General features: G+C 64.3%; 13 protein-coding genes. 11 read left to right on the plus strand and 2 right to left on the minus strand.

Going from position 1 to position 12,884, the window contains the following annotated elements:
• Window positions 1–179: 179 nt before the first annotated feature.
• The 3 genes from RF641_RS16285 (at window position 180) to RF641_RS16295 (ending at window position 3,079) form a co-directional block, all read left to right on the plus strand.
• Window positions 180–1,832: a hypothetical protein gene (locus RF641_RS16285; protein ID WP_424573630.1), complete on the plus strand. Its 1,653-nt coding sequence runs from the start codon at window positions 180–182 to the stop codon at window positions 1,830–1,832.
• 464 nt (window positions 1,833–2,296) lie between these two features.
• Window positions 2,297–2,491, plus strand: coding sequence for a DUF1016 N-terminal domain-containing protein (locus tag RF641_RS16290; protein WP_424573631.1), 195 nt, complete (start codon window positions 2,297–2,299; stop codon window positions 2,489–2,491).
• Window positions 2,492–2,566: 75 nt separating this feature from the next.
• Window positions 2,567–3,079, plus strand: coding sequence for a PDDEXK nuclease domain-containing protein (locus tag RF641_RS16295; protein ID WP_424573632.1), 513 nt, complete (start codon window positions 2,567–2,569; stop codon window positions 3,077–3,079).
• A gap of 95 nt (window positions 3,080–3,174) precedes the next feature.
• Here RF641_RS16295 and RF641_RS16300 read toward each other — a convergent pair whose 3' ends face one another.
• Complete coding sequence (locus RF641_RS16300; protein WP_424573633.1) at window positions 3,175–4,131, minus strand: helix-turn-helix transcriptional regulator; 957 nt, start codon at window positions 4,129–4,131, stop codon at window positions 3,175–3,177.
• Between the two features lie 90 nt (window positions 4,132–4,221).
• Between RF641_RS16300 and RF641_RS16305 the strand changes: the two genes are divergently transcribed.
• A complete protein-coding gene (locus tag RF641_RS16305) occupies window positions 4,222–4,770 on the plus strand; it encodes a DinB family protein (RefSeq protein ID WP_424573634.1) in 549 nt (182 codons plus the stop codon).
• Here RF641_RS16305 and moaA read toward each other — a convergent pair whose 3' ends face one another.
• Window positions 4,771–5,811 (minus strand): GTP 3',8-cyclase MoaA, encoded by a 1,041-nt coding sequence (gene moaA / locus RF641_RS16310; RefSeq protein ID WP_424573635.1) that lies wholly within the window; start codon window positions 5,809–5,811, stop codon window positions 4,771–4,773. It lies immediately after the preceding gene.
• 144 nt (window positions 5,812–5,955) lie between these two features.
• Here moaA and modA point away from each other — a divergent pair, with 144 nt between their 5' ends.
• The 7 genes from modA to RF641_RS16345 all read left to right on the plus strand — a co-directional run bounded on the left by modA (window position 5,956) and on the right by RF641_RS16345 (window position 12,824).
• Window positions 5,956–6,756, plus strand: coding sequence for a molybdate ABC transporter substrate-binding protein (gene modA, locus RF641_RS16315; RefSeq protein ID WP_113607677.1), 801 nt, complete (start codon window positions 5,956–5,958; stop codon window positions 6,754–6,756).
• Complete coding sequence (locus RF641_RS16320; protein WP_113607678.1) at window positions 6,749–7,555, plus strand: ABC transporter permease; 807 nt, start codon at window positions 6,749–6,751, stop codon at window positions 7,553–7,555. The genes modA and RF641_RS16320 overlap by 8 nt, the downstream gene beginning before the upstream one ends.
• 13 nt (window positions 7,556–7,568) lie before the next feature.
• Window positions 7,569–8,327, plus strand: coding sequence for an ATP-binding cassette domain-containing protein (locus RF641_RS16325; RefSeq protein ID WP_424573636.1), 759 nt, complete (start codon window positions 7,569–7,571; stop codon window positions 8,325–8,327).
• Window positions 8,317–9,576, plus strand: a complete 1,260-nt coding sequence (locus RF641_RS16330; protein ID WP_424573637.1) for a molybdopterin-binding protein — start codon at window positions 8,317–8,319, stop codon at window positions 9,574–9,576. The genes RF641_RS16325 and RF641_RS16330 overlap by 11 nt, the downstream gene beginning before the upstream one ends.
• A complete protein-coding gene (locus RF641_RS16335; RefSeq protein WP_113607681.1) occupies window positions 9,573–10,439 on the plus strand; it encodes an NTP transferase domain-containing protein in 867 nt (288 codons plus the stop codon). Before RF641_RS16330 ends, RF641_RS16335 begins: the two co-directional genes overlap by 4 nt.
• Window positions 10,440–10,711: 272 nt before the next feature.
• Window positions 10,712–12,163, plus strand: a complete 1,452-nt coding sequence (locus RF641_RS16340) for an HNH endonuclease (protein WP_047117989.1) — start codon at window positions 10,712–10,714, stop codon at window positions 12,161–12,163.
• 463 nt (window positions 12,164–12,626) lie between these two features.
• On the plus strand, window positions 12,627–12,824 hold the full coding sequence (locus RF641_RS16345) for a DUF3021 family protein (RefSeq protein ID WP_244910910.1): 198 nt from the start codon (window positions 12,627–12,629) through the stop codon (window positions 12,822–12,824).
• Window positions 12,825–12,884 lie beyond the last annotated feature (60 nt).

A 12,884-nucleotide genomic window follows, 5' to 3' on the forward strand; every position in this document is an offset into this window, starting at 1 on the left:
CCGTTGGAGGGATTGACCAATGAGGCAACTTATGGGCTGCAGGTTGCCTTTTCGAAGGTATTCAAACTCAACATTTGACCCAACTAATGGAGCGCGGAAATGCCACTTCAGCATGGGTGGGATTAGAGTATAGGTGCTTCTTAAAGCATGTTGATCTTTGGAGCAGATAGGACCAATCAGTGACTAGAACGTTTAGCGAAGCTGAAATTGTACAGATCAGTGGACAGCAAGCCAAGGACGAATTTATGCACGCAGGGACAGGTCTCTGGACGGTGCTCTACGACTTCGAAAGAGTTAGCCAGAGACCAGTTTCGGCCGTAGCATTTTCAGTTCTGGCGCCGCCTTCACTGCGATCCGAGTTTTTGAGCACGAGCGGTTGGGATGCTACTGCCGCGTTTGGTCAACCTGGCACAATAACTACCTACGGCAAGACAAAGTCGACCTCATATTTTCCCTTTGGCAACGACCAAGGGATGGAGCCCATCGTCATTGTCACTGACTCTGCAGGAACAAGAGAATCACAGATCTTGATCTGCCAGGAATTCCGCCTTGTCTTTGAACTGTTCGAAGATGCAGAGACTGGTAATCTGATCAAAGTCTTGGATGACGGCATGGAAGAGACGGTAGTCGAGGTGACGGGCAAGACGGTTCGCGCCCGGAGTTCCTACCTTGCTCGTTTCCGCGCACTCAAGCAGCTTGATTTATGGCTGTATACGGATGTAACCAGTCATTTCCCCGAGGCGCCTCAATGCACTGACCTAAAGCGATTTGACATGGAATGGAAAGACAATGATTCGTCCGGATCTAACAGCGTAGGTGTTGCGTTAGGGTATCCTACGTCTTTGTTTAATGCAAAAAAGTACTTCGCTCCTGGGCCAGTGGAAAAGTGCAATCTGTGGGAATACGAGGACCGCAACAGGTCTTATGAAGACTTCATCATTGGTGAAGACGAATTTGGCAAGCCTGTTACCTTCACCTGTGAAGAAGACAAGCTCGCTAATTACTTTGGCAAGAATCCTGAAGCTCCCCACTATCTGACTCCTGTATTCTTCCGGAGAGATGTGTTGCTAAAGTACTACAATCACGCGGAGCTCTACACAGTTTCTAGCGGATCGGTTTCATGCGGCACCCGTTGGAATCTTCGCATGGATAACGACCATGAAGAATATGTAGCCGTCTTCCTAGGCGACCTTGGACGGGATCTGCCTGACACTGAGCGCCAGTATTGGAAAGGTTTTAACATCGCCCCTCGCGGTCCGATGAGCAGCACGTACTCACAGCGCTCCTATGAAGGTAAATGGGTTGATGCTCAACAACCTGACCACCGGTTTAAAGCAGCGTATGAAGAACTGCAAAGTCGCTGGAACAATGACCACGGATGGCAGATATACCGCCAACCTCATGATGCCGACAAAACGATTATTAGGCGGCTCCACGTTCCACTCAACGAAACCCAATCCGAGTTTGAGGATCAATTAATGAACCTCGCTAAACTCCTGGTCGATTTCCTCAATGAAAAAGCGTTGGTGAAGGAGATCGGCAAAGGACCGGATGGAGAACGTGGGCTAGGTAAGCTTCAGCGGTTTTTCACCATGACTGGCTACGAGTACGTCAAGGAGGACAACGCTCTGCTGAGAGAAATCCAAGAGCTTCGTTCAAGGGTTTCGGCTCACAGCAAAGGTTCCGATTACAGTAATTATATCGCGGGCAAACTCGGCGGAATGCAAAAGAAGGAGTTTGTAAGGAACCTATTGGGTGAAAGCACCGAGATGCTTAAGCGATGGACGGATTTTTCTGCCATTTATACAGCCGATAGTGGAGAAAAATCGTAATTTTTAGTCGGTACAGGGATCCTTGAATATCGTTGTAGTTTTGTCATAGCTAAACGGCTAAGAGTATCGTGTCTAAGATTTGAGGTTTCCCAAAACTCTAGTGGGGCTCATACTATTTCTGGGTCGTACTAATTTTCTTAGAGAGGGAATCTGTGTGTTTGAGCGGATCATAATTGTTCTCGTGTGGTAATTCTTGAGATTTCAATTTAGGTTCATCCCATATGTGCTTCTCTAACCATCGGCGTTCGATACTGAACTCCTCAGGGAGTGGTTCGTAAGAAATCCAATTCTCAGATGGACTCTGGAGCTCTCTTCGCAAGGCAGTTTCTAGCACCAATTCCCTATCCATTCGCTTTCGGGGATCATGCGCGGGGTTAAAGAATATGTAACGGTGAGAATATTCGATCATTAGATTGTCTAAGGCTATGGTGAGCCCGCTTCGAAGATTGATCTTGTGATCTTTTATGCGGGAGTTTGCCGAAGCGTGGGGTGATGAGGATTCAATTGTCCAGTCGGCAACTGGACAATTGAGCTGGACTCACAACGTGGCGCTTCTGAATAAGATTAGTGACCGTGAATTGCGCCAGTGGTACGCACCCCGTGCAGTTCAGCATGGTTGGTCCGTGGCGGTTCTTGAGCACCAAATTCGTACTCGGTAACATACACGCGAAGGCGCGGCTCCTAACAATCTAGAATCTCGTTTACCCAGCCAGGGCAGTGACTTGGCGAAGGAAGTGGCTAAGGATCCCCTGATCTTTGATTTCTTGGGGCTCACAGAAGAGGCACAAGAGCATGCGATTGAAGAAGCCATGACGCTTCGGTTGTCGCAGACCTTAGCCGAGTTTGGCGCTGGTTTCGCGTTCGTCGGTAGGCGGCACCATCTCGATGTCGATGGCGATGATTTTTATGTTGATCTGTTGTTGTATCACGTGCCATCGGACCGATATGTCGTCGTTGAGGTGAAGGCTGGGAAGTTCAAGCCTGAACATCTGGGGCAGCTGAATTTCTATGTCGCTGCGGTCAATGACATGTTGAGGCTTCCCCGTCAGGCTCCCACGGTGGGGATCTTAGTTTGTGGGTCCAAGAACGATCGGACGGTGCGGTATGCCTTGGAAGGTTCGACACAGCCGCTAGCGGATTCTTCTTACACGTATGATGCGTTGCCTCAGGAGGAGAATACGACTTTGCCGTCTCATGAAGCGATTGCGGCTGCGTTGGAGGTCGAAGGAGATCTGGCAGGCGAATAACATTGATGCTGCCGTGGATCCAGGTAATTGGTCGGATGGCATATTGATTGCTATGACCTTCTGAGCCGGAAACCGCCGTCAACCAAGACATCTGTCTACGTTTCAGAACCCTGCAGTAGTCTTGCGGACCAACCATTCAGTAGCTCGCGCAGTTCTGCAGGTTGCGCCTCGCTGATCTTCGCCTCGCATAGCGCCAGCCCGAACGCCACCCAGCGCAGGTCCGAGTCCTCGGTCCGTACCAAACAGCTGTGATCATCAAGCTGCTGAATCTCGAACCACCTGCCGATCCGCGATTCCAGCTCCTCGGCGCTGGCATGCACCCGGGCGCTGACCCGCAGGTTTCCGGCTCCCCGAAGTCCGGCGCGGACGAATTGCGCCGCATCGCCGCCAGGGATTTCCCGGGGCGCGAAGCGCAGTGCCCGAGGCTCGGCATTTTCCGCCCGATCCACCCGGAAACTGCGCCAATCAGCGCGGTCCAGGTCGTAGGCCACCAAGTAGTAGCGGTTGCCCACGTTGACCAGCTTGGCCGGCTCCACCCGTCGTGAACTGGCATTGCCCCGGGCATCGCGGTAGTCGAAGGCAATACGTTCGCGGTCGCGGCATGCTTGGGCGAATACCACCAGCACCTGCGGATCCACCGGTTCCGGGGTTGAATGCTGCGAGTCCAGCGGGACGGTGCTCGCGGTCAGCGCCTGGGCCCGCTGCCGAAGTTTGGCCGGGAGCACCGGAACCACCTTGGACAGGGCGCGCAGCCCTGCGTCCGCCAGCGCATCTTCGCCTCCGTGGATTATCGACTGCAGGCCGACGACCAGTGCCACCGCCTCCTCGTCGTCGAGCACCAGCGGCGGCAGCGCCGCACCGGCGGCCAGCTGGTAGCCGCCGCCCACACCGCGTTCGGCCTGCACCGGGTAGCCCAGCTCGCGCAGCTGGTCCACGTCGCGGCGCAGGGTGCGCAGCGAAACCTCCAAGCGCTGCGCCAGCTCCTCGCCGGACCAGTAGCGCCGGGTCTGCAGCAGCGAGAGCAGGCGCAGGGATCGTTGGCTGGTACTCATGCAAATATTCTGCCTCTATTTAGGACAGAAACTGGCACTTATGGCTCTTATCGTGGATTTATCAGCACATCAAGAACGAGGAACAAGACCATGAGTACCACCATGAAGGCCACCGAAACCACGCTCACCGGTGAGCGCGCCGACCTGCACCAGGCCCTGGCCAATGCCCGCCACTTCCTGCGTTTCACCGCCCAGAACCTGGCCGACGAGCCGGCGGCAACCCGCACCACCGTCAGCGAACTGACCCTCGGCGGACTGGTCAAGCACGTGCGCTCCGTGGAACAGGTATGGCAGCAGTTCATGCTCCACGGCAAGAGCGCCATGGGGTGGGGCGATGCGGATTTCTACGACATGCCGCCCGAGGCAATGGAAGCCTTCAAAGCAGAATTCAGCATGCAGCCCGGCGAAACGCTGCAGGGCCTGCTGGATTCCTACGCTGACATCGCGGCCGCGACCGACGCGCTGCTGGTTGACATCGACCTGGACGCCACGCACGAGCTGCCCAAGGCCCCGTGGTTCGTGGACACCCACTGGTCCGTGCGCCGCACGCTGCTGCATATCATCGCGGAGACCACCCAGCACGCCGGGCACGCGGACATCATCCGCGAGTCCCTGGACGGCCAGAAGTCCATGGGCTAGCTACCCGCCGATATAGGACATCTCGATGCGCTTGCGGTTGCCCGGGGTGAGCGCGGCGCGCAGCTCCGAGTAGTTGTCGTCGCGCTGGCGCCAGCGCCCGGTCAAAGCCCGGGCCAGTTCCGCGTCATCGGCCCCGCCGCGCATCAGCGCGCGCAGGTCGTACCCGGAGCCGGCGAACAAGCAGGTGTACAGCTGTCCCTCGGCGGAGACCCGGGCGCGCGAGCACTTCCCGCAGAACGCATTGGTGACACTCGAGATCACGCCGATCTCCCCGGCCCCGTCGGCATAGCGCCAGCGGTTCGCTGTTTCCCCGGGCTCGGTCTTGACCACCGGTTCCAGCGCCCAGCGCTCGTTGATACGCGAGACGACCTCGCTGGAGGGGACCACCGCATCCAGCTTCCAGCCATTGGTGGTGCCCACGTCCATGAACTCGATGAAGCGCAGGATCTGCCCGGAGCTGCGGAAGTGCTCGGCCAGGGACAGGATCTCGTCGTCGTTGACCCCGCGCTTGAGCACGGTGTTGACCTTGACCGGGCCCAGCCCTGCCTGCTCGGCCGCGTCGATGGCCTGCAGCACCCGGGAGACCGGGAAGTTCACGTCGTTGATCGCCTTGAAGCGCGCATCGTCCAGCGAGTCCAGCGAGATGGTCACGCGCCGCAGCCCGGCGGCCTTCAGCTGCTGCGCCATCACCGGCAGCGCGGAGCCGTTGGTGGTCATCGCCAGGTCCACCGGCTTGCCCTCCGGGGTCGCCAGCTTCGAAAGCATGCCCACCAGGTCGACGATGCCGCGGCGCAGCAGCGGCTCGCCGCCGGTCAGCCGCAGCTTGTGCACCCCCAGGGACACCGCCACGCGGGCGAGGCGTTCGATCTCCTCGAAGCTGAGCAGCTCGGAGCGCTCGCGGAAGGCGAAATCGCGCCCGAAGATCTCCTTGGGCATGCAGTACACGCAGCGGAAGTTGCAGCGGTCGGTGACCGAGATCCGCAGGTCGTGCAGCGGCCGGGAGCGTGCGTCGAGCAGCGCTGCCGCAGGTTGTGCCTTCATCCTCCCAGCGTAGCCCCTTGCCCGGCCGCTGCGAAGAGGCGCGAAAGTTCCAGCTCACCGGCGGTCACCTTGCTCCCGTCAGCGGCCTTGGCGGTTGTAGCATGGCAGGCAGGAGAGAACCGTCCGCCACTTCTAAGGAACCCCATGCGCCTTTCGCCGCCCGCCGCACTTCGCGCCCTCGCCCTGCTGGCCGCCGGGACCCTGGCGCTGGCCGGATGCGCGGGCCAGCCGGGCTCCCAGGATGGCGACGCAGTGGCCACCGCGGCGCCCACCAGCACGCTGACCATCTCCGCCGCCGCCTCGCTGCAGCGCTCCTTCGACGAGATCGCCAAGGAGTTCACCGCCGCGCACCCCGAGACCGCGATCTCCACCATCGCCTACGACGGCTCCTCCACGCTGGCCACCCAGATCGTCGAGGGCGCCCCGGTGGACGTGATCGCCTCGGCCGACGAGAAGAACATGGCAGTGGTGACCGACGCCGGGCTGGGCGGCGACCCGGTCATCTTCGCGACCAACACCCTGGTCATCGCGGTGCCGAAGGGCAACCCGGGCAAGGTCAAGTCCCTGGCGGACCTGGCCGGGGCGACCACCGTGCTGTGCGCCCCGCAGGTGCCGTGCGGTTCGGCCTCCGCCACGCTGCTGCAGAACCAGGGGGTTGAGGTGAAGGCCGCGAGCCAGGAGCAGAACGTCACCGCGGTGCTGCAGAAGGTCATCGCCGGGGAGGCGGACGCGGGCCTGGTCTACGCCACCGACGTGGCCGGCGAAGATGCAGTGGAATCCATCGTGCCCGCGGGAGCCGAGCAGGTCGTGAACTCCTACCCGATCACCGCGCTGGGCGAACAGCCCGGCGCCCAAGACTTCGTGGACTTCGTGCTGGGCCTCGAGGGCCAGCAGATCCTCAAGGACCACGGTTTCGGCAGCGCCTCGGCGGGCGCCGATGGCTAGCGACACCGGGGTGCGCGCCCCGGGGCTGGCCATCGCCCCGGCGCTGCTGGGCATCGCCCTGCTGGTCATGCCGCTGGTGGCGCTGGTGGGCCGCGCCGGCTGGGACACCTTCCTCACCGACGTGACCAGCCCCGCCGCGCTGGACGCGCTGTGGCTTTCCCTGCGCACCGGTGCCGCGGCCACCGTGGTGTGCGTGCTGCTGGGGGTGCCGCTGGCGGTGCTCATGGCCCGCAGCGGCCCGAAGCTCGCCCAGCTGCTGCGCGCCCTGGTGGCGGTGCCGCTGGTGCTGCCGCCGATGGTCGGGGGCGTGGCGCTGCTGTTCCTGTTCGGGCGCACCAGCCCCATCGGGCAGTTCATCGACTCCGTCTGGGGGGTCACGCTGCCGTTTTCCACCGCCGCGGTGGTGATCGCGCAGAGCTTCGTCGCGCTGCCCTTCCTGGTGCTCTCGGTGGAGGGCTCGCTGCGCTCGCTGGGCACCGGGTACGAGCAGGCCGCCGCGACCCTGGGCGCCGGGCGGTGGATGGTGCTCACCCGCATCACCCTGCCGCTGGCCGCCCCGGGCCTGGTCGCCGGGGTGATCCTGTGCTTCGCGCGGGCCATCGGCGAATTCGGCGCGACCGCGCTGTTCGCGGGCAACGCCCCGGGCATCACCCAGACCATGCCGCTGGCCATCTACACCGCGTTCAACGGGGCCGGCGACGGGCGCGACGCCGCCGTGGCGCTGTCCCTGCTGCTGCTTGGCGCCGCGGTGCTGGTGCTGGTCTGCGTGCGCGCCTGGCGGCCAGGAGCCCTTAAATGAACGGGGCGCTGAAATGACGCTCACCGCCCGGCTGGAGATCCCGCGCACCGGCTTCACCGTGCGCGCCGAATTCACCGTGGAGTCCGGCCAGGTGCTGGCGCTCATGGGCCCCAGCGGCGCCGGCAAGTCGACGATCGTGCACGCGCTGGCAGGCATCCAGAAGCTGGGCGCCGGGCGGATCGAGCTGGACGGCGCGGTGCTGGCCGACGCCCGCACCCACGTGCCCCCGCACCGCCGGCAGATCGGCCTGTTGGGGCAGGATCCGCACCTGTTCCCGCACCTTGACGCGGCGAAGAACATCGCCTTCGGGGCGCGGGCCGGCGGCATGGACAAGGCCGCCGCCGCCCGCGAGGCGGCCCGCTGGCTCACGCGCCTGGGCCTGGGGGAGATCGCCGGGCAGCGCCCCGCCGCCCTGTCCGGGGGCCAACGCCAGCGCATCGCCCTGGCCCGCGCGCTGGCCGCCGAGCCGCGGGTGCTGCTGATCGACGAGCCTTTCGCCTCGCTGGACGTGGAAGCCGCCGTGGACATGCGCCTGCTGGTGCGCGAACAGCTGCAGCGCACCGGCATCAGCGCGGTCATCGTCTCCCACGCCGCGGCCGACGCTCAGGCGCTCGCCGACCAGCTGCTGGTGCTCGAACGCGGGGCCGCCACCCACTACGGGCCGGTGGCGCAGGTCTTCGCCGCGCCGGCCACCCGCTTCATGCGCGCCGTCGTCGCCACGCTGCCAGCCGGCGCCCCCGCACAGCTCAAGGAGGCCATCGATGGCGCCTGATTCCCGTTCCGGCGCAGGCCCAGGCGCCGCCCCGGTCCCGCCCGAAGAGCACCTGCGCGCGGTGCTCCAGCTGGTCCGCCCGCTGCCGCCGGTGCAGCTCTCGTTGGCCGAGCCGGGGGACTTCGCCGCCCTGCACGGGGCCGTGCTGGCGCAGGATGTCGCCGCCGCGCACCCGCTGCCGTTGTGGGAGAACTCCGCGATGGACGGCTACGCGGTGCGCGCCGCGGACACCGCGCAGGCCCCGGTGGACCTCCAGGTGCTCGGCGTGGTGCCGGCCGGCAGCGGGGCCGACCCGGTGCTGGGTCCCGGGCAGACCGTGCGCATCATGACCGGCGCCCCGCTGCCCAGCAGCGCGGATGCGGTGGTGCGCGTGGAGGACACCAGCGGCTTCCACCCCGGCACGGTGCGCATCAACACCGCCGTGCAGCCCGGGCGCGACGTGCGCCGGGCGGGGGAGGACCGCGCCGCCGGCGCCCCGGTCGCGCTGGCCGGGGAACCGTTGACCGCCGCCCGGCTCTCCGCGCTGGCCGCCGCCGGGGCCGCAGCCCTGCTGGTGCGCCCCGCCCCGAAGATCGCGGTGCTGGTCACCGGCGCGGAACTGCGCACCCCGGGCAGCGCGCTGTCCCGCGGGCAAATCCCGGAGTCCAACTCGCTGCTGCTGGCAGGCCTGCTGGCCGAATCCGGGCTGCCGGCGGCCACCGTGGAGCACTGTCCCGACGATCCCGGGCTGGTCCGCCAGCGGCTGGACGCGCTGGGCGCGCAGCATGACGCGGTGATCTCCACCGGAGGGGTGGGCCCGGGCGAATACGACGTCATGCGCCAGGTCCTCGAGCAGGAGCCTGAGGTGCGCGCGGTGCGTCTGGCCCTGCGACCCGGCGCCCCGCAGTGCGTGGGCCGGCTGCGCGCCGGCGCGTTGGTGTTCGCGCTGCCCGGCAACCCGGTCAGCGCCGCGGTCGGCTTCGAGCTGTTCGTCCGCCCCGCCCTGCGCGCCCTGCAGGGCCATGCATCCCTGCGCCGCCCGGTGCTGCGCAGCACCGTGCTGCGTGGCTGGAAATCCCCGCCGGGCCGGCTGCAGGCGCTGCCGGTGGTGTTCGACGAGCACGGCGGCTGCGCCCCGGCCGTGGACGCCGCCAGCATCTCCCACTCGGTCGGCGGCTTCGGCGCCGCGCAGGGCTACGCGCTGATCGGCCCGGACACTTCCCAAGTCCGCCCGGGCGACACCGTCGACGTGCTCAGGCTGCAGCCGTGAGCGCCGGGCAGTTCCAGGCGCTGGTGCTGGCCGGCGGGCGCGGCTCGCGGCTGGGCGGGGCCGACAAGGCAGGGCTACTGCTGCACGGGCGCCGGCTGGTGGACCGCGCGGTGGACGCCGCCCGCCGCGCCGGCGCCTCGCGCGTGGTGGTCATCGGCCCGGCCACCGCCGGCACCCTGGCCGACGCGGTGCTGCGCGAGGACCCGCCCTTTTCCGGACCGCTGGCGGCCATCGCCGCCGGCCTGCCCGAGCTCACCGCGCCGTGGACCATGGTGCTGGCCTGCGACCTGCAGCGCCCGGCCGCGGTGGCCTCCGCGTTGGCCGCCGCGCACGCCGCCGCCCTGGCGGAAGGCTCGGCCGGCGACGGCGCGCTGCTGCGCGATGCGGACGGCCGCATCCAGTGGCTCGCCGGGATCTACCGCACCCAGGCCCTGCGCACGGCCTGCACCGCCCTGGGGGACGGGGTCGCCAACGCGCCGGTGCGCCGGGTGCTGGGCGAACTGGACCTGCAGCAGCTGCCGGTGGACAACGACACCAGCAGCGACATCGATACCCCGCAGGCGCTGGAGCGCGCCCGCCAGAAGGAGAGGAACACTATGGGACAGTACCTGCCGCCCGAGGCCCTGGAGGCCTGGCTGACCGCGGCCGCCGCGGAGCTGGAGCTCGACGCCTCCGCCGTGGACATCGCCACCGTGCTCGACGCCGCCAAGCACGTCGCCCACGAGGTCGCCCGTCCGGCCGCCCCGCTGAGCACCTTCCTGCTCGGTCTGGCCGTCGGCAGCGGTAAGGGTGATCTCGCCGGGCTCTCCGCCCAGCTCATCGAGCGCGCGCACCGTTGGGCCGACGAGCACCCCGACGAATAAGCCCACCCAGTCAACCTGCTTTTCTGTGGATGGCCGGCATTGGACGATTGGCATTGAACGCACTCCGGCACCGGGCTGCTTTTGCACCGCAGGGTCGGAGGGCGTTTGCTGTTGCCCGAGTGGTTGTCCACATCCCGCCACCAACCGCCCCCACACCCAGCCTCATCAACCTACACTATGTCCCAACTTTCGAACCACACCTATAACATGCGGGGCGCTTTCAGGTCAAAATAAGTCTTCACATTCCCGTTATTCCGTCATATAATGGAGATATGTTCGACTCATACGAAGCAGAGGAAGACTACTTCGAAGTCACTCCCTGGAAAGCCGGGACCTTCGAACAAAACCCCTGTCTGGACCCCTGGGATGCCACCTTCATCAACACCGCCCTGGGCTCTACCGACCCCGCTCTGCAGCTGCGGGTGCTGGAACAATGCGAACGGTTCAAATCCTTCTACGCCTCCATCCAGGCCCGCGCCGCCGCCCGCCTGGACTCCCTGACCGGCACCACCCCCGAGCACCACCCGTTGAGCGTCGAACGCGGCACCGCCCACGCCATTGCCCTGGCCCGCCACCAAACACCCCAAGGCTCCTTGGTCTACCTGCGTCGTATGCGCAACCTCATCCCCGACATGCCCTACCTTTTCTCGCGCTTCGAACATGGCCACCTCGGCGAAGAGATGATTCTGGCCATCATGACCCCCTTGGACGATTCCACCACCGCCGAGCGCCGCGAATTCGACCGCTTCTACGAGCAGCACCCCGACCTGTTCGACGGCGCCAGCACCACCCAAGCCAAGGACACCGCCCAAAAAGCGGTCGATCTCATGCGCGAAACCCCACGCACCGAAGAGATCGAACACGCCACCGCCGAACGCTACGTGCGCATCCGCAAGGGTAAGGACTGCATGCACATTAACGGGAAAGTCTCTCCTGAGATCGGGTTGGCCCTGGAGGACTTCCTCACCCGCGAAGTCGACAAGGCCCTGGCTGCCGGCGACCCCCGCTCGCGCAGTCAACTACGCGCCGATTTGTTCACCCGCGCCATCACCGGCCACAAACTCGATGAACCCCTGCCGGTCACCTTGCACGTGAACCTGGTCATGACCGACCGGGCCCTGTTCATGCGCACCCCAGACACCGCCAGCCTGCCCGGCTACGGCAGCATTCCGGCCGAATACGCCCGCCAGCTCATCGCCGACATTAAAGCCTCCTTCGGTGCCACCCCGCCCCAGCACATCCAGGAGAACTTCTCCGCCCGCGTGCACGCCTACCCGATGTTCCGTCGCCTGTTCATGGCCCCCAACTCCCAGGACCTGGTCACCATGGACTCCCACGAACGCAGCTACCGCGGCCAGCTGCGCCACCTGATCCAGCTGCGCGACCAGTTCTGCCGCACCCCCTACTGCACCAACAAGCCCGAACACCTGGACCACGTCCGCCAAGCCGCCAGGGGTGGGCGCACCAGCTTCGGCAACGGCGCCTTCAAATGCGCCAGCTGCAACCTCGCCAAGGAAGCGCCCGGCTGGGAAGAAGAAGTCGAATCCAGTGCCCCGCACCGCATCCGCATCCGCCCCACCTCCGGCGTCGAATACGTTTCCTCCAGCCCGCCGACCACCGGAATGGGACGGCTGAACCGCATGTTCTACGACGGGGAACACCTCATCCCGCCGGTCCCGGTGAAATACCCGCCACCCGATCCCGACGGCATCACCATCTACTAACCCACCACCAACCCGCCACGCTGGCATGACGGCATGGACGCTATGCCCTGTGGGCAGGCCCCTACCCCCTATTCCGGGGCTGGAGCCTGCCCACCACGCGCGCGTGCGAAAAACGGCCACTCGAATTCGCAGTACAGCAAATGCCGCCGTCTGAGGATGACGCAGTGGTCCGGTGGATCCATCACACACAGATGGATCGCACCGAAGCGAGATCCTCAAATTCGTAGAATAAATTTCCCTGGTGTCCTAGGCTGGAGCCATGGAGCCATGGAGCCATGGAGCCATTACGCCTCAGCCTTGCAGGTATCACGCTCATCGTCATGGCAATAATAGGGGTGGCTCTACTTCTCCAAGGAGATGCCGCAAATGCCCGGAGCACCTTCGCCCTCGGCATGATCGTGGGGCCGTCAGCGGCGCGCCGACGGTCTACCAAGTCAAGGCGTGGAAGCTCCAGACGCAGTCAGTGATCCATTTCGGGATCATATTGGTCACGGTGCTGCCCGCGATGTATCTCAGCGGCTGGTTCGCCTTGGGCAACGCCATGGACTATCTGCAGGTGCCCGGCATATTCCTCATGGTCGGCGCGGCCTTGTGGCTTCTGTTCTATCTGATTTTCGGAGTGCTGCAGCCCAGGTTCTCCTTCAAGCAGGTGAGTAGCTGATCCACAACGTTTTAAGCATTTGTGCCGGTTCCACCAGAGTCTGTCTCTTATACAACATCT

The organism is Arthrobacter sp. 'calajunan', from assembly GCF_046940185.1.
Lineage (GTDB): Bacteria > Actinomycetota > Actinomycetes > Actinomycetales > Micrococcaceae > Glutamicibacter > Glutamicibacter soli.

What these genes read in the sequence shown, in the direction of transcription:
- RF641_RS16330 (WP_424573637.1), top strand. Translation starts at nt 8,317, where the DNA reads ATGGCGCCTGATTCCCGTTCCGGCGCAGGCCCAGGCGCCGCCCCGGTC.
- moaA (WP_424573635.1), bottom strand. Translation starts at nt 5,811, where the DNA reads ATGAAGGCACAACCTGCGGCAGCGCTGCTCGACGCACGCTCCCGGCCG.
- RF641_RS16340 (WP_047117989.1), top strand. Translation starts at nt 10,712, where the DNA reads ATGTTCGACTCATACGAAGCAGAGGAAGACTACTTCGAAGTCACTCCC.
- RF641_RS16325 (WP_424573636.1), top strand. Translation starts at nt 7,569, where the DNA reads ATGACGCTCACCGCCCGGCTGGAGATCCCGCGCACCGGCTTCACCGTG.
- modA (WP_113607677.1), top strand. Translation starts at nt 5,956, where the DNA reads ATGCGCCTTTCGCCGCCCGCCGCACTTCGCGCCCTCGCCCTGCTGGCC.
- RF641_RS16290 (WP_424573631.1), top strand. Translation starts at nt 2,297, where the DNA reads ATGCGGGAGTTTGCCGAAGCGTGGGGTGATGAGGATTCAATTGTCCAG.
- RF641_RS16320 (WP_113607678.1), top strand. Translation starts at nt 6,749, where the DNA reads ATGGCTAGCGACACCGGGGTGCGCGCCCCGGGGCTGGCCATCGCCCCG.
- RF641_RS16305 (WP_424573634.1), top strand. Translation starts at nt 4,222, where the DNA reads ATGAGTACCACCATGAAGGCCACCGAAACCACGCTCACCGGTGAGCGC.
- RF641_RS16300 (WP_424573633.1), bottom strand. Translation starts at nt 4,131, where the DNA reads ATGAGTACCAGCCAACGATCCCTGCGCCTGCTCTCGCTGCTGCAGACC.